The following is a 16398-nucleotide window of genomic DNA, read 5'->3' as shown; positions in this document are numbered from 1 at the left end:
CACACTACGACCACCTGAAACCAAGCAACATAGCTGCTCCACCACATCCGGCGAAGGATCCCAACGACTCGACACCACAAACACCACCAATCAAGGTCAGGTGTTTCCACGATCCTTAGAATCCGCGCTTTGGCCCCAAATAAAATACCCCCGCCACTACCCTGTTTAAGGGGGCAGTGACGGGGGGCAACGGAAAGACAGCCTTTATTGGTTAACTTCGGCGCGCCTCACGCGGCTTTACACCTAGAAGGTGTAGTCCTCCTCCAGCGGGACAGAAGCGCCGGTGAACTCACCAAAGCCATCGTCGCCGTAGATGGAATCACCGTAGGTCGGGATGGAGTACGCAGCGTTACGTGCGGCCTCAGTCGGCTTGACGCTGATGTTGCGGTAGCGGGAAATACCCGTACCGGCCGGAATCAGCTTACCGATGATGACGTTCTCCTTCAGACCAATGAGCTGATCCGAGCGCTTGTTGATGGCGGCGTCGGTAAGCACACGCGTGGTCTCCTGGAAGGAGGCCGCGGACAGCCAGGACTCCGTAGCCAGGGAGGCCTTGGTAATACCCATGATCTCACTGCGCAGCTGTGCCGGCTGGCCACCCTCAGCAACCTGAGCAGCGTTAACCTGCTTGGCCTCAGAGAGGTCAATGAGGTTGCCCGGCAGCAAGTCGGTGGTACCGGCGTCGATGACCGTACCGCGACGCAGCATCTGGCGGATGATGATCTCGATGTGCTTGTCGTGGATGGCCACACCCTGTGCACGGTAGACGGCCTGGACCTCGTCGATGAGGTGCTTCTCCACACCGCGGCGGCCGAGGACCTCCAGCACGTCGTGCGGGTCAGCCGCACCACGCATGAGGCGGTCACCGGTGCTGACGTGGTCACCGTCGCGCAGGGAGCGCTCAATCATGGCGTCCGGGTTGGACTCCATCGGGCGGCGGACCTGAGCCAGGCCCTGGCGCTTCGACAGCTTCTCGTAAACGACGTTGTCGGAGCCATCATCAGGGGTGATGGTCAGCGTCCAGAAGTTGCCCTCATCCGACAGGGACACGGTGCCGTCGACGGAAGCGATAGGAGCACGGTTCTTCGGGTTACGGGCCTCAAAGAGCTCCTGAACACGCGGCAGACCACCGGTAATATCGCCACCGACACCACCCTGGTGGAAGGTACGCATGGTCAGCTGGGTACCCGGCTCACCAATGGACTGTGCGGCCACGATGCCGACTGCCTCGCCAATATCGACCAACTGGCCGGAGGCCATGGACTTGCCGTAGCACTTCGCGCAAACACCGGCCGGGGTCTGGCAGGTCAGCACGGAGCGAACCTTGATCTCCAGAACGCCAGCGTTGACGATCTTGCGGCTGAGCTCCTCGGTCAGGTCGGCGCCTGCCTCAGCGATGACCTCGCCGTTGGCGTCCTTGACGTCGTTAGCCACGACGCGGCCGGATGCGGAGGTCTCCCACAGCTCATGCAGGTCGTAGGAGCCAGGGGCAACCTCGACGCCGAGCGGTACGCGCACGCCCTGACGGGTGCCACAGTCCTCCTCGCGGACGATGACGTCCTGCGCCACGTCCACCAGACGACGGGTGAGGTAGCCGGAGTCAGCGGTACGCAGAGCGGTATCCGCCAGGCCCTTACGGGAACCGTGCGAGTTGTTGAAGTACTCCAGAACCGACAGGCCTTCACGGAAGGAGGTCTTAATCGGACGGGTGATGTAGTCACCCTTGGAGTTCACAACCATGCCCTTCATGCCGGCCAGGGTCCAGATCTGACGCATGTTACCGGCAGCACCGGACTTCACGATCATCGGAATCGGGTTGTCGTCGGGGTACAGCTCCTCGACGGCGTTACCCACGGTGTCCGTGGCGTCCTTCCACAGCTCAACCAGGCGGTCGTAGCGCTCGCGCTCGGTCAGAGCACCCTGCTCCCAGTACTTACGCTCGATGCGCTCGGCTTCCTTCTCGTAGGACTCAAGCACCTCGTGCTTATTCGGGAGGACCAGCACGTCGTGCATGGTGATGGTCACGCCGGAACGGGTGGCCCAGTAGAAGCCAGCGTCCTTCATCTTGTCCAGAACCTGGGCAACGGTAATCATCGGGTACTTCGCGGCGAGGTCATTAATGACGTCACCGAGCAGCATCTTGTTGCCAGCGCCGCCCTTACGGACCATGACGCCCTCGAGGTACGGGTAGTTCCACGGCAGCAGGTCGTTGAACATGATGCGGCCCAGGGTGGTCTCAGCGAGCCATGCCTGGCCCTTCTGCCAACCATCCGGGAAGTGCTCTGCCTCGATGTCTGCCGGCGGGCGCAGGTGGGAGATGCGGACCTTGATCGGGGCCTGCAGGCCCAGAACGCCGCGGTCGCGAGCCATGATGGCCTCCGCGTAGGAGGAGTACACGCCCTGCTCCGGACGGTCCTCCGTGGCGGGGCGATAACGGCCCTCGCCACCGATCTCGTCCTCACCCTTGTCCATGGTGAGGTAGTACAGGCCGGTAACCATATCCAGACGCGGCATAGCCAGCGGCTTACCGGAAGCCGGGGACAGAATGTTGTTGGAAGCCAGCATGAGGACGCGTGCCTCAGCCTGTGCCTCGGCGGACAGCGGCAGGTGGACTGCCATCTGGTCACCGTCGAAGTCGGCGTTGAAAGCCTCACAAGCCAGCGGGTGCAGCTGGATGGCCTTACCTTCGACGAGCTTCGGCTCGAAGGCCTGGATACCCAGGCGGTGCAGGGTCGGTGCACGGTTCAGCATCACCGGGTGCTCGGAAATGGCCTCTTCGAGGACGTCCCACACCTCGGGGCGCTGGCGCTCCACCATGCGCTTGGCGGACTTGATGTTCTGCGCGTAGTCGTTTTCTACCAGGCGCTTCATGACGAAGGGCTTGAACAGCTCCAGAGCCATGAGCTTCGGCAGACCGCACTCGTGCAGCTTGAGCTGCGGGCCGACGATAATCACGGAACGGCCGGAGTAGTCCACGCGCTTACCCAGCAGGTTCTGGCGGAAGCGGCCCTGCTTACCCTTGAGCAGGTCAGACAGGGACTTCAGCGGGCGGTTGCCCGGACCGGTGACCGGACGGCCGCGACGGCCGTTGTCGAAGAGGGCGTCGACGGACTCCTGCAGCATGCGCTTCTCGTTGTTCACGATGATCTCGGGGGCACCGAGGTCAATCATGCGCTTGAGGCGGTTGTTGCGGTTGATCACGCGACGGTAGAGGTCGTTGAGGTCGGAGGTGGCGAAGCGGCCACCGTCCAGCTGCACCATCGGGCGCAGCTCCGGCGGGATCACCGGGATGGCGTCGAGCACCATGCCGGCCGGGTCGTTGCCCGAGCGCAGGAAGGCCGCGACGACCTTCAGGCGCTTCAGGGCACGCATCTTCTTCTGGCCCTTGCCGTTGTTGATGATCTCCTTGAGAACCTCAGCCTCGGCCTCGAGGTCGAAGTTGCGGATGAGGGTCTGGATGGCCTCAGCACCCATGCCGCCGGTGAAGTAATCCTCGTAGCGGTCAACGAGCTCTTCGTAGATGGTCTCATCGATGATCATCTGCTTCGGAGCAAGCTTGATGAAGGTGTTCCAGATTTCGTCGAGGCGAGCAACCTCGCGCTCACCGCGCTCGCGGATGTGCTGCATTTCCTTATCGGCAGCGTTCTGGACCTTGCGGCGGGCGTCGGCCTTAGCGCCGGCGGCCTCCAGCTCGGCCAGATCCTGCTCGAGCTTGGCAGCGCGCTCGGCGATCTCTGCCTCGACGTCGTCCTCCACGTCCTTCTTCTCCAGAAGCATCTCTGCTTCCAGAGTGGACTGGTCATTGTGGCGAGCTTCCTCGTCCACGGAGGTGATGATGTTGGCAGCGAAGTAGATGATGCGCTCGAGGTCCTTCGGAGCCAGGTCCAGCAGGTAGCCCAGGCGGGAAGGAACGCCCTTGAAGTACCAGATGTGGGTAACCGGCGCGGCCAACTCGATGTGGCCCATGCGCTCACGGCGCACCTTGGACTTGGTCACCTCGACGCCACAGCGCTCACAGATGATGCCCTTGTAGCGCACGCGCTTGTACTTACCGCAGGAGCACTCCCAGTCGCGGGTCGGGCCGAAGATGCGCTCACAGAAGAGGCCGTCCTTCTCCGGCTTGAGGGTGCGGTAGTTAATGGTCTCGGGTTTCTTGACCTCGCCCTTGGACCAGCGACGGATGTCCTCGGCCGTGGCCAGCCCGATGCGGAGCTCGTCGAAGAGATTTACGTCAAACACGTAATGTCTCCCTTTCATCCCCCGTCAGGGGGAAGTTGATGGCTTTGTATGTAGGTGGTGTTTCGTTATGCCCGCCGCCAGTAAATGCGGCGGACCAAGAAGCTAGGCGATGTCTGCGTCGGAGCGCTCGTCGCGGGACAGGTTAATGCCCAGGGACGGAGCGCCGTCCATGTCATCATCGTCGGAGCCAGACAGTTCCATCGGGGTGCCGTCGGTGGAGAGAACCTCCACGTTCAGGCAGAGGGACTGCAGCTCCTTGAGAAGGACCTTGAAGGACTCCGGAATACCCGGATCCGGGATGTTGTCACCCTTGACAATGGCCTCGTAGACCTTGACGCGGCCGACCACGTCATCCGACTTGATGGTCAACAGCTCCTGCAGGGTGTAGGCAGCGCCATATGCCTGCATTGCCCACACCTCCATCTCGCCGAAACGCTGGCCACCGAACTGTGCCTTACCACCCAGCGGCTGCTGGGTAATCATGGAGTACGGGCCGGTGGAGCGGGCGTGGATCTTCTCGTCGACGAGGTGGTGCAGCTTGAGCATGTACATGTAGCCGACGGAGACCGGGTACATGTACGGCTCGCCGGAGCGGCCGTCGAAGAGGCGGGCCTTACCGTGCTCATCCACCATGACGTCACCATCGCGGTTCGGCTTGGAGGAAGCCAGCAGGCGAGAGATCTCCTCGTTGGTGGCACCGTCGAAGACCGGGGTTGCGGTGAGCGACTCCGGCGGGACGTCGTAGAGCTCTTCCGGCAGGGTCTTGAGCAGCTCGGCGTTGGCCGGGTCCTCGGTGTCGATCTTCCAACCGGCGTGTGCCAGCCAGCCGAGGTGAACCTCGAGAACCTGTCCAATGTTCATACGACGCGGCACACCGTGGGTGTTGAGGATGATGTCCACCGGGGTGCCATCCTCCATGAACGGCATATCCTCCGGCGGGAGGATCTTGCCCACAACGCCCTTGTTGCCGTGGCGGCCGGCGAGCTTATCGCCGTCCTGGATCTTGCGCTTCTGAGCCACGTAGACGCGGATCATCTCGTTGACGCCCGGGGCCAGGTCGTCGTCATCCTCGCGGGAGAAGCGGGAGACGCCGATGACCTTACCGGTCTCACCGTGCGGCACCTTCATCGAGGTATCGCGGACCTCGCGGGCCTTCTCACCGAAGATGGCGCGCAGGAGGCGCTCCTCCGGGGTCAGCTCGGTTTCACCCTTCGGGGTGACCTTACCGACGAGGATGTCGCCCGCGCGGACGTCGGCGCCGATGCGGACGATGCCGCGCTCATCGAGGTCACGCAGGACGTCATCGGAGACGTTCGGGATCTCGCGGGTGATCTCCTCCGGTCCCAGCTTGGTATCGCGAGCATCGATCTCGTGCTCCTCGATGTGGATCGAGGTGAGGATGTCCTCCTCCACGATGCGCTGGTTGAGGATGATGGCGTCCTCGTAGTTGTGGCCTTCCCACGGCATGAAGGCGACCAGCAGGTTGCGGCCGAGGGACATCTCACCGTTGTGGGTACCGGGGCCGTCGGCAAGCACCTGGCCCGCCTCGACACGCTCACCCAGGGACACCAGCGGGGTCTGGTTGTAGTTGGTGTTCTGGTTGGTGCGCTCGAACTTGCGCAGCATGTAGGTATCGCGCTGGCCCTCGTCATCCATGATGGTGATGAGGTCCGCGGTGACGTTCTCCACCACGCCCGCCTTCGGGGTGATGATGAGGTCACCGGCGTCATAAGCTGCGCGCTGCTCCATACCGGTGCCCACGTACGGGGCCTCGGAGCGAACCAGCGGCACGGCCTGGCGCTGCATGTTCGCGCCCATGAGGGCACGGTTAGCGTCGTCGTGCTCGAGGAACGGAATCATGGCGGTTGCCACAGACACCATCTGGCGCGGGGAGACGTCAACGTAGTCAACGCCGGAAGCGTCGGTCACGCCGATATCGCCGTCCTTGAGGCGGACCTCGATGCGGTCGCCGGTCAGGGTGCCGTCGGCATCCTTCTCCACCTCGGCCTGCGCGATGGCGTAGCGATCCTCTTCATCGGCGGTGAGGTACTCCACCTGGTCGGTGACCTTGCCGTCCACAACCTTGCGGTACGGAGTCTCGATGAAGCCGAAGGCATTGACGCGGGCATAGGAGGCCAGGGAACCGATCAGACCAATGTTCGGACCCTCAGGGGTCTCAATCGGGCACATGCGGCCGTAGTGCGAAGCGTGAACGTCTCGCACCTCGATGCCGGCGCGCTCACGGGACAGACCGCCCGGGCCCAGCGCGGACAGGCGGCGCTTGTGGGTCAGACCGGACAGGGAGTTGTTCTGGTCCATGAACTGCGAGAGCTGGGAGGTACCGAAGAACTCGCGGATGGCGGCGGAGACCGGGCGGACGTTAATCAGGGAGGTCGGGGTAATCGACTCCGCGTCCTGGGTGGTCATGCGCTCGCGGACGACGCGCTCCATGCGGGACAGGCCCACGCGGACCTGGTTCTGGATGAGCTCGCCCACGGTGCGCAGACGACGGTTACCAAAGTGGTCGATGTCGTCGGTGTGGATGGCGATCATCTCACCGTTCGGGGCCTTCATCTCACGCTCACCGGCGTGCAGGCGCACGAGGTACTCGAGGGTGACGGCGATGTCTTCCTCGGTCAGGGTCATCAGACCGTCGTGGTCACCGCCCAGGCCGAGCTTGCGGTTGACCTTGTAGCGGCCAACCTTGGCCAGGTCGTAGCGCTTGGCGCGGAAGAAGGAGTTATCCAGCAGTGCCTGCGCGAGGTCGCGCGTGGGCTGCTCGCCCGGGCGCTGCTTGCGGTAGATCTCCAGCAGAGCCTCGTCGGTGTTGGCCACGCCATCGGACTCGAGGGTGGACATCATGAGCTCGGAGAAGCCGAAGCGCTCCTTGATCTGCTCCTCGGACCAACCCAGGGCCTTGAGCAGCACGGTGACCGGCTGGCGACGCTTGCGGTCGATGCGCACGCCAACGGTGTCGCGCTTGTCGACGTCAAACTCGAGCCACGCACCGCGGGAAGGAATGACCTTCACGGAGTGCAGCGGGCGCTCGGTGGACTTGTCGATGGTCTGGTCGAAGTACACACCCGGGGAACGCACGAGCTGCGAGACGATAACGCGCTCGGTGCCGTTGACGATGAAGGTGCCCTTCTCAGTCATCATCGGGAAATCGCCGATGAAGACGGTCTGGGACTTAATCTCCTGGGTGTCGTTGTTGATGAATTCTGCGGTGACGTACAGTGGCGCCGAGTAGTTGATGTCCTTCTCTTTGCACTCGTCCACGGTGTTCTTCACCGGCTCGAAGCGAGGCTCCGACAGGGACAGGGACATGTTGCCCGAGTAATCCTGGATCGGAGAAAGCTCCTCGAGGATATCCTCAAGGCCGCTCGTCACGCGTGCGTCTTCGCCGCGCTCTGCCTGCTCGCGCTCGCGCCACTCGGGGGTGCCGATGAGCCACGCGTAAGAATCGAGTTGTAGATCAAGGAGGCCCGGGACAGCGATGGGCTCGCTGATTTTAGCGAAGGAGTATCGCTTCGGGGCTCCAGGGATGTTGGCCACTGACTTGGTCTGGCGGGAGACTGCCAAGATGGGTCCTTCCAGTACCTCTGGCGGATTGCCTCCCCACCCTGGCCGGTGAGGTGCAAAACCGCTGGTAGATTTAGCATTCGGTCTGCTGTGGAACGACTGGGTTTAGAATGCACAAAATCACCTTGTCAAGTCGGTTTTGCCATCACCGCTCGAAAGGCTAAATGTGCACTAAAGATCCAGATTCCAGCGCAACGAAATAGCCTATAGCATAATGGCGGCCTTGTAAAGGCGAAACGTGCCGCCGGCGTGTCGCTTCGGAGATCCGCAGGCGCGGACCTCTAGCACACGCGGCTAGCGGGTGTGGCGGTTGGTGGGACGGCGAAAAGCGCCCAGCGCCCCAAGCAGCACCAGAAGCGCGCCAATGCCAAGGCCACCCCAGCGCACCCACTGCCCCACAGCACTCCGCGGGAAGCGCTCAGCTTGCTGGAGCATCTCCGCGCGGGATTCCTCATCAGTTGCACCATTGAAGGCGAACTGCACCTCGCGCTCATTGCCCTCGCGGTCTGCCCAGTAGTCCTTGATATCGACATCCATGCCCACGACGAGTCCGGTGGCCTGGTCCACGAAGAGGTCCCGCGTTGCTGCGTGGAAGAGGTAGCCTTGCTCGGTGGAGCCGTCCTCATTGCTCAGCGTGGTCGTCGTGCTGCCGGCATAGAGGGTAGCCACATTGGTGGGCTCCACTTCCTGGTGGTAGCGGTAGACCGTGCGGCCGTCGATATCGAGGGATTCCTCGAAGACGGCGTCGGCCGCCTTGCGCAGCACCGGGTCGAAGACCGGGTAGGTGGTTTGCTCAGCATCGGCGGGAAGCTTCAGCCAGTAGCCCTCGACGGGAACCTCCGCCGTGGGCGAGCCCATGGTGTGGGAGAGCGCCGCCGGGCCCGTGGCCTCACCGCTGAGGCGATCGACGGGGTAGTTCCACACGCGCGCAAAGCTCAAGTCCTCCACGTTGCCCGTGCCGCCGCGGATGGCGGACTCCCCCACTCGCAACGTTGCGGTGTCCTTGTCCGCCGGATCCTGGATATCCATGTTGAGCTGATAGGTCATCGGCCCTTCGTACTGCGTCACACCCTCTGCGGACAGCGCCTGCGCGGTGGCGCTGTCATCCTGCATCGTCCACGTGGTGTTCTTGATATCCAGTGGCAGGCGCGGGCTAAAGCTCAAGAAGCTCGACGCCGCCAGGCCGGCAGCGATCAGCGCAACGCCGAGGCCGAGCAGGAGGACGGAGAAGATGCGGGACTTGGGCAGCATGGTGGCTTATCCTACCGATTCGTTTGTTCAAAACACATTTCCCCGGAGGGTGCGTTTCAGTTTTGTGCAGCTACGGTGCGGGTGCACCAACCCCGAGGTGAGCACGATTGAGCGAATGCTATGAACGAGAAGCAGATTCGTCTTCGTGATTCCACGGAACGATGGCGCTGGTGTCCGTAGTCTGGCGAGCTTTCCACAGATCGTATTCCTCTTGGAGTCCGAGCCAGAACTCCGCGGAATTCCCAAAGTAAGCCGACAAACGCAAAGCCATATCGGCACTGATACCGAGCGCCCCGCGGGTAATTTTGGAAACTTGGGAACGGGTAGTGCCAATGTCACTGGCCAGGCGATACTGGGTTATTCCGCAGGGCTTGAGGAATTCTAGGAGAAGGATCTCTCCGGGATGCGGAACGGGAACAACATCAACATGAGCGCGTGCTTCAGTGGTAGTCGATAAAGTCAACGTCAACAGCTCCTTCGGGTGTCCACTTGAATATGATGCGCCACTGCGAGTTGACGCGAATTGAGTAGTAGCCCTCAAGGTCACCCTTGAGCCGCTCCAACCGATTTGCTGGTGGAATCCGAAGGTCCGTGACATTTACAGACCGCCCAATCATAAGTAACTTGCGGCGCACTACCGAGCGCAATTCCGATGGAATATATCGCGGCGGCACACCATCCTGATGGAACCGCTCGAGACTTCTACGCCGAAATTGCACACCCCAATAGTGTCTCCTTTTGACCCTAGTGTCAAGATCTGACACGCAATCCTTAGAATCCGGGGACCCATCAAAACGGGAACACCCCCGCACCGCGTAAAAGCGGAACGGGGGTGTTGGCGCGCAGCGAGAGTGCTGCGCGGGAAAGCTGAGTAATTCAGGTGAATTACTTGAGCTCGACGGAAGCGCCAGCCTCTTCGAGCTTAGCCTTAGCAGCCTCAGCGTCGTCCTTGGAAGCACCCTCGAGGATAGCCTTCGGAGCGGACTCAACGAGCTCCTTAGCTTCCTTCAGGCCCAGGCCGGAGACGATCTCGCGGACAGCCTTAATAACGCCGATCTTCTTAGCGCCAGCGTCGGTCAGAACGACGTCGAACTCGGTCTTCTCTTCCTCAGCAGCACCGCCGGCAGCCGGGGCACCAGCAGCAACGGCAGCAACCGGAGCAGCGGCCTCAACGTCGAAGACCTCCTCGAATTCCTTAACGAACTCGGAGAGCTCGATGAGGGTCATTTCCTTGAAAGCTTCAATGAGCTCGTCCTTGGTGAGCTTAGCCATGATTGGCATCCTTTCTCATTGTGCCTGGCCACCCTAGGCGGCCAGAAAAGTGTGTGTGTGTTTAAGTTGTGCGCCTTTAGTTGGCGTCTTAAGCTTCCGCAGCCTTCTTGTCCTGCAGGGCCGCAGCGGTGCGGACCATCTTGGTTGCAGGAGCGTTGAATACGGCGGCAGCCTTTGCCATAGAACCCTTCATGGCGCCAGCCAGCTTTGCGAGAGTGGTCTCGCGGTTGTCCAGCTTGGCGATGGCCTCAACCTGGTCGGCAGACAGAGCGTCGCCGTCCATGTAGCCACCCTTGATAACGAGTGCCTTGTTGTCATCAGCGAACTTGGTGATGACCTTCGCAGCATCCACTGCCTCGCCCTTGATGAACGCAATAGCGGTCGGGCCAGTCAGCTGCTCGTCAAGACCCTCGATGCCAGCTTCGTTGGCAGCGATCTTGAAAAGGGTGTTCTTGGCGACGGAGTACTCAACGTCAAAGCCGAGGTTGTTACGCAGCTCCTGGAGCTGACCCACGGTCAGGCCACGGTACTCGGTGAGCACGATGGAGTTAGCGCCATCGAGCTTCTCCTTCAGCTTTGCCAGGTCTGCGGTGTTCTTCGGGTTTGCCATTTTCTACTACGCCTCCTTTCGAAACATCTCTTGTGTTTTCCGCCGGGACCTTTCCCACCTCGGTTGCCGTTAACGACAACCGAAATAACAAAAGCCCCGTGCAAGAGCACAGGGCGCGCGCGGAAATCCGCGGTAATTCGCAAAGTGTCTCCTGCGTGGGCCGCCCTCTAGAACGAGGAACCTTCGATCCGATATTCCGGATGACCGACGGTCTTCGGTGAACTTTGACTCGGCCTCAGCGGGCCGTTCAAACTTCGCTAGGTACTCTACAGCCTGCACGGGCCAACTCCAAATCGCGGTCCTGGGGCTTTGCCTTAGTGCCCTTTAGTTCTTGAGCACACCGCGCGGAACGATGACGGGGGCATCGCTGCGAGGATCCTCCCAGATGTCCACATCGATGCCATAGGCCGCCGCCAGCACCTCTTTCGTCAACGCTTGCTGCGGCGTGCCCCGCGCGATGATCTCGCCGTTGTTCATGACCACCATGGTGTCTGAGAACTGCCCGGCCAGCATGAGGTCGTGCAGCACAACGACGACCGTCTTGCCAGCGCGCGCTTGCTTGCGGACGAGCTCCAAGACACCCATCGCGTGGGCGGGATCGAGGAAGGTCGTGGGTTCGTCGAGAAGCAGCACCGGCGCGTCCTGAGCCAAAGCCAGGGCGAGCCACACCCGCTGACGCTGGCCGCCCGACAGCGCCGCGATATCGCGGTCGATGAAATCGGTGATGCCTGTCTCCACGCAGGCCTGCGCGATGATCTCGTGGTCCTGCGCTGACAGTCCCCTTCCCCACCCAAGGTGCGCGTACCGCCCGCGGGCAACGAGCTCGCCGACGCGCAGCCCATCCGGCGCCATCGGGTGCTGGGGAAGCAAGGCCACGTGGGCCGCCGCTTCCTTCGGGCTCATGGAATGCACATCCAACTCGCCAATGCGCACGCTTCCCTGCCGGGGGCGAAGAATCTTCGACAAGGTCTTCAGCAACGTCGATTTCCCGCAGCCGTTGGGGCCGATGAGCGTGGTGACCTCCCCTGGTTGAGCCGCGAGGTCAACCCCGGAGAGAATATCTTTCCCGCCCTGATAACCGGCATGGATGCCTTGGGCCTTCAGCTCGCAACAGTTCATGATTTTCATCCTTTCCGCCTTGCGGCATTCCACACCACGATGACCAGGGCGGTGCCGCCGATCACTGAGGACACAGCACCCACCGGCGCGTCCATCGGGAGCGCCCCGGCCACCACGGCGCAGGCGCTTAAGAGAGCCGCACCAGCAGCGCACGACACCACCGGTGAAGGAGTGGGGGTTCGGGCGATCATGCGTCCGAGGTGTGGGGCCAGCAGCGCGATAAAGCCGATGGGCCCCGCCACGGACACGGTCACCGCGCATATTCCGGTGGCCGCAATGAGGAGCGCGGTGCGCGTCCGCGTGATGTCCACGCCCAAGGAGAGTGCCGAGAGATCATCATGGGCTAGCAGCGGCAGCTCCCGGGCACGCCACGAACCAAGCAACACGAAAGGCGCCAGTCCCACGAGAAGCGGAACAATGACGTCCATCCGCACAAAGCCCGTGGTTCCCGCCAGCCACAGCTGGGACTGTGCAGCACGGAGGAGCTCCGCAGCGCGCAAGAGATACGCCACCATGGCTTGGAACAGCAGCGATAGCGCGATGCCGACGATGACGATGCGGTTGCTCGTGCCGAGCCCGCCAAGCGCCACCAGCAAGATGGCCGCCAACACCGCCCCCAGCAGCGCGAGCCCCGCCCGCCACCAGAACACGGAGACACCCTCTGCGAGGAGCGGCCGGGACATCACCGTCCCGATGACCACCATCACCGAAGCCCCACCGGTCACACCAAGGATGTCGGGGGAGGCCAGCGGATTGCGCGACATCGACTGCGTCCACGACCCCGCCAAGCCGAGCGCGGCGCCCACGATGAGGGTTGCTAGCGCGACGGGCATGCGCAGATCCCACACAACGCGGATTTCGCTTCGGCTCCCACCACCGTTGAGGATCTCCAGAACCCGCCCCGGACTCAGCCCCACGGGGCCTTGCCCGAGCATCAGGACGTAGGAGACTGCCGCGACCAGCACAAAGAAGCAGGTGGCTGACCATATCCATATCCGGCGCTGTCGCTGTTGGGAACGCAGGCGCTTGGCGACGTCCCCCTTCACCCCATAACTCATAGCTTCTGCTCCCCTCGGCGCACGGTCCAGATGAGGAAAGGTGCGCCCACGAAAGCTAGGACGATAGACATCTCCAACTCCGAGGGGCCAGCTATAAGCCGGCCTAAGATATCCGCAGCCAGCACGGAACAACCGCCCAGCAGCGCGGCGGGGGCAATCATGGCGGCAACCGCCGGACCTGTACACCGCCGGAGGAGGTGGGGGACGGCAAATCCCACGAAAGCGATGGGGCCTGCCGCAGCGGTAGCGCATCCGGCCAAGACAACGATGCTTAAGGCAGCGCCACGGCGCGCCAGTGCCGGCGAGCTACCTAAGGCAACCGAAGACTCCTCACCCATGGCCAATAAGTCGAGCGGGCGCGCCACACTCGCGGCAATGATGAGCCCGACGAGCAGACCACCGGCTGCAATCGCAACCTCCCCGGGGCCGCGCCCAAACGTGGAGCCGATGGTCCAGCGGCGCATGCTGTCGAGCACATCCGTGGAATACAAGCCGATCAGCATGGCGCCAGAGCTTAAGGCAGCCGATACTCCTGCACCCACGAGGAGCAGCGTCAGGGAATCAGGAAACCGCCGGGAAACACCCAGAACCACTACCGTGGCCAAACCGGCTCCCACCAGGGCGAGCGCCGTCCGCATCCCCAGCGAGGTGGCAAGACCCAACGCCGTCCCGAGCGCAACAAGGAAGGAAGCTCCCGCAGTGATACCAATGAAGCCGGGATCGACCAAGGGGTTCTTGGTCCACGTCTGGGCGATGACACCGGAGACCGCAATGGCTGCACCCGCGAAGTACGCCAAGAACGTGCGCGGCATACGCAAGTCCCACACGATATTTTCTATCTCCGGCTGGCTTTCATGGAAGAAGGCGGGAAGGAGCTCGGACAAGGCGATGGACCGCGATCCCACCATCAGCGAGCAGGCGAGGAGGAGCAGTGAAACCACAACCAGAGCGGTGGTGAGGAGCACGCGTCCCCTCCCCCGCGAATCTAGCTCGCCGCGGGTGGCCCCGGCGTTTCTCGGTAATGCGAGCACTTAGAGTTGCTCTTCAAACTTATCGACAGCCCAAGGAATGGTGAGCGGGTTCGGCATGCTCATGGCGTTGCCGGTATCCGTTTCTAGGTAGCGGACGCGGCCATCCTTGACCACGTCCAGGCCTTGGAACGTCGAATCCTTCTTCAGCTCGTCGACTGCACCGTTGTAATCCAAGACGAACAGGTAGTCCACGTTGTTGAGCTGGGAGTAGTTCTCTGGGGCGTAGTCCACGAAGAAGCTCGAGCCATCCCCCTCCAGCTCCTGCGGAATCTCAAAGCCAAGGTCTTCGATGAATTGACCGCGGCCATCATCGGAAGTGTAGAGGCCCAGCTTTCCGTCATAGGGCATGACGATGGCCGCGCGTTTGCCGTTAAGCTCCGGGTGAGATTCCTTGAAGTCGTCGAAGGCGCCTTGCGCCTTGTCAATAAGCTTGTCACCCTCCTCTTCCTTCTCAACGGCAGAGGCGATGGTCTTAACCTGTTCTTCCCAGGGAACCTGCCAGTCTTCGAAGCCCTCCGGCTTCATGGTCAGCGGCGCGATCTCCTCGAGGGACTTCTGCGCTTCCTGGTCCACTGCCTGATTGACAGCAATGATCTGCGTGGGGTCCGAAGCCGTGACCTGCTCAAGAACATCGGCCGTGAACCCAGAAGCGGTGTTATAGATAACCTCAGGCTGGGCATCTCCCAGAAGTTCTTTCGCCCATGGGCCCACACCGGAGGGATCACCATCGCCCTGCGCTCCCCAGGGCGCTACGGCAACGGGGGTGATTCCGAGCGCGAGGACAGTATCGGCGTCGCCAAGCCCCAGGCTGGCAACCCGCACCTCCTCAGCGCTGCCTGCACCCGCACTGTCCTCACCGCTTCCGCGCGAGCACCCCGTCAGAGCAATCGCTGCCGCCGAGACAATCGCGAGCACGGCTTTCGCGCGCCGGTGAATAGCAACCATGGAATTAACCTTTCCTTCGATGGGAACGAGCACACAAGCCGTCACACCCCAAATCTATTTGAGGCAAGCCTAACCTCTGCTTTATGATGGATTCAAATTTCCCTTATACCTAGGACCAATTCCTTTGACGCATCACCGCTTATTACCCGTTACCCTCACGGGGAATACCCGCCTCAAGCCGCGGCTGCACCGCCTTACTTTTCACTCGCCCGCCTTCGGCTCCTATCCCCTCGCCGGGCCTGATGAGTATTTTGGGCTCCTCATGCCCCAGGACGGGCAGGAGTTTTCGCTCTTCCCAGTTGAGGATGCCAATGTGCGCGCCGCCGTCACTGGCTTGCCCGACGACGTTCGCCCGGCGTTGCGGTGGTACACAATCCGCAGGCTCAACCACGAGGCCTGCACCATCGATGTCGATGTGGTGACCCATGGCGATAATGGCCCGGGCTCGCGGTGGATCCGCAAGGCCCAACCCGGGGATACCGCCGGAATCTATACCGGGCAAGCACGGTGGCAAGCACCCAAGAAATCACAGCTGTTGCTCGCGGACGCCTCCGCTCTCCCCGCACTGTGGCACATCCTGGAGCACTACGAAGCCTCCTTCCCGGAAACCTTGAGTGGCATCGACGTCGTTGCACTAATTGCAGACGACTCCGAAATCGAGGACGGCTTTGAGAAGACCTGGCGCGGCCAGGTTCGTTCACTCACCATGGTCGCCGCCCCGCACGAGGAACACAGCGCCCACGCCGTTCAGCTTCTTAGTTCTCGTTTCTCTGCGGACACAGCGCCGGATTCAGTGTGGGTATCCGGCGAAGGGGACCTGGCCAAAGAAGTGCGCTCTTTGGCGGTGCACGACTGGGGAGTGCCGCGCGAGGACGTCATTTGGTCCGTGTACTGGATGAACGGCAAGCCGCGGCCGTAATTCCTTCGCACGCATCTAATCCTTTAACCGGCAGTGGGCCTCGGTGCGCTTCCACATGGTTCCCATCAGAAGGTTCCCGTCAAGAGGTTTCAGTCAGAAGGTTCACTTGCCCCCAAACGAACCTTCTTCGCTCCCCCAGATGGTTTGTTTGCCCCCAAGAGAACCTTGTGACTAGAACCATCTACATCCAGCGCCCGCGTTTGCCCCAGGCCTGATGCATCTCCGCTCAAGCCCATGTCCCGAATCCGGCCTAAACGACAGGATGTGTTGGTGAGGTTGGGTGGTTAGCTGGTCTGGCGTGCTGGTATTAGGATGATTTCACTTATCCGGAGGGATACCCCAGCCTCGGGCCGGAAATACCGCCGGGGAAGT

The 16398-nt window shown here is 61.9% G+C and carries 12 protein-coding genes; 1 reads left to right on the top strand and 11 read right to left on the bottom strand.

Annotation, left to right across the window (positions count from 1 at the left end):
- Positions 1 to 243: 243 nt before the first annotated feature.
- The 11 genes from ACUY3D_RS12595 to ACUY3D_RS12545 form a co-directional block, all read right to left on the bottom strand.
- Complete coding sequence (locus tag ACUY3D_RS12595) at positions 244 to 4239, bottom strand: DNA-directed RNA polymerase subunit beta' (RefSeq protein ID WP_448241215.1); 3996 nt, start codon at positions 4237 to 4239, stop codon at positions 244 to 246.
- A gap of 102 nt (positions 4240 to 4341) precedes the next feature.
- A complete protein-coding gene (gene rpoB, locus ACUY3D_RS12590) occupies positions 4342 to 7821 on the bottom strand; it encodes a DNA-directed RNA polymerase subunit beta (RefSeq protein WP_070562632.1) in 3480 nt (1159 codons plus the stop codon).
- 294 nt (positions 7822 to 8115) lie between these two features.
- The gene (gene pgfA, locus ACUY3D_RS12585) at positions 8116 to 9072 is read right to left on the bottom strand and encodes a cell envelope lipid trafficking protein PgfA (RefSeq protein WP_448241214.1); all 957 of its coding nucleotides are present in this window, start codon (positions 9070 to 9072) and stop codon (positions 8116 to 8118) included.
- A gap of 118 nt (positions 9073 to 9190) precedes the next feature.
- The gene (locus ACUY3D_RS12580) at positions 9191 to 9535 is read right to left on the bottom strand and encodes a HigA family addiction module antitoxin (protein ID WP_448241213.1); all 345 of its coding nucleotides are present in this window, start codon (positions 9533 to 9535) and stop codon (positions 9191 to 9193) included.
- Positions 9513 to 9746 carry a type II toxin-antitoxin system RelE/ParE family toxin gene (locus ACUY3D_RS12575; RefSeq protein WP_231913979.1) on the bottom strand — a complete coding sequence of 78 codons (234 nt, stop codon included), beginning with the start codon at positions 9744 to 9746 and terminating at the stop codon, positions 9513 to 9515. The genes ACUY3D_RS12580 and ACUY3D_RS12575 overlap by 23 nt, the downstream gene beginning before the upstream one ends.
- 211 nt (positions 9747 to 9957) lie before the next feature.
- Positions 9958 to 10344 carry a 50S ribosomal protein L7/L12 gene (gene rplL / locus ACUY3D_RS12570; RefSeq protein ID WP_070520955.1) on the bottom strand — a complete coding sequence of 129 codons (387 nt, stop codon included), beginning with the start codon at positions 10342 to 10344 and terminating at the stop codon, positions 9958 to 9960.
- A gap of 88 nt (positions 10345 to 10432) precedes the next feature.
- Positions 10433 to 10954: a 50S ribosomal protein L10 gene (rplJ, locus tag ACUY3D_RS12565; protein ID WP_070520958.1), complete on the bottom strand. Its 522-nt coding sequence runs from the start codon at positions 10952 to 10954 to the stop codon at positions 10433 to 10435.
- Positions 10955 to 11278: 324 nt separating this feature from the next.
- A complete protein-coding gene (locus ACUY3D_RS12560; RefSeq protein WP_448241212.1) occupies positions 11279 to 12082 on the bottom strand; it encodes an ABC transporter ATP-binding protein in 804 nt (267 codons plus the stop codon).
- Positions 12079 to 13131 carry a FecCD family ABC transporter permease gene (locus tag ACUY3D_RS12555; RefSeq protein ID WP_070561725.1) on the bottom strand — a complete coding sequence of 351 codons (1053 nt, stop codon included), beginning with the start codon at positions 13129 to 13131 and terminating at the stop codon, positions 12079 to 12081. The genes ACUY3D_RS12560 and ACUY3D_RS12555 overlap by 4 nt, the downstream gene beginning before the upstream one ends.
- The gene (locus tag ACUY3D_RS12550) at positions 13128 to 14096 is read right to left on the bottom strand and encodes a FecCD family ABC transporter permease (RefSeq protein ID WP_448241211.1); all 969 of its coding nucleotides are present in this window, start codon (positions 14094 to 14096) and stop codon (positions 13128 to 13130) included. Before ACUY3D_RS12550 ends, ACUY3D_RS12555 begins: the two co-directional genes overlap by 4 nt.
- A 66-nt stretch (positions 14097 to 14162) precedes the next feature.
- Entirely contained in the window at positions 14163 to 15107 is a 945-nt protein-coding gene (locus tag ACUY3D_RS12545; RefSeq protein ID WP_448241210.1) for an ABC transporter substrate-binding protein, read from the bottom strand.
- A gap of 124 nt (positions 15108 to 15231) precedes the next feature.
- Between ACUY3D_RS12545 and ACUY3D_RS12540 the strand changes: the two genes are divergently transcribed.
- The gene (locus ACUY3D_RS12540; RefSeq protein ID WP_448241209.1) at positions 15232 to 16026 is read left to right on the top strand and encodes a siderophore-interacting protein; all 795 of its coding nucleotides are present in this window, start codon (positions 15232 to 15234) and stop codon (positions 16024 to 16026) included.
- The last annotated feature ends 372 nt before the right edge of the window (positions 16027 to 16398 follow it).

It is taken from the genome of Corynebacterium guaraldiae (assembly GCF_053480195.1).
The sequence above is the reverse complement of the archived record's forward strand: the minus strand, read 5'-3'. Positions and strand labels throughout refer to the sequence as shown.

What these genes read in the sequence shown, in the direction of transcription:
- ACUY3D_RS12560 (WP_448241212.1), bottom strand. Translation starts at nt 12,082, where the DNA reads ATGAAAATCATGAACTGTTGCGAGCTGAAGGCCCAAGGCATCCATGCC.
- rplJ (WP_070520958.1), bottom strand. Translation starts at nt 10,954, where the DNA reads ATGGCAAACCCGAAGAACACCGCAGACCTGGCAAAGCTGAAGGAGAAG.
- pgfA (WP_448241214.1), bottom strand. Translation starts at nt 9,072, where the DNA reads ATGCTGCCCAAGTCCCGCATCTTCTCCGTCCTCCTGCTCGGCCTCGGC.
- ACUY3D_RS12555 (WP_070561725.1), bottom strand. Translation starts at nt 13,131, where the DNA reads ATGAGTTATGGGGTGAAGGGGGACGTCGCCAAGCGCCTGCGTTCCCAA.
- ACUY3D_RS12545 (WP_448241210.1), bottom strand. Translation starts at nt 15,107, where the DNA reads ATGGTTGCTATTCACCGGCGCGCGAAAGCCGTGCTCGCGATTGTCTCG.
- rplL (WP_070520955.1), bottom strand. Translation starts at nt 10,344, where the DNA reads ATGGCTAAGCTCACCAAGGACGAGCTCATTGAAGCTTTCAAGGAAATG.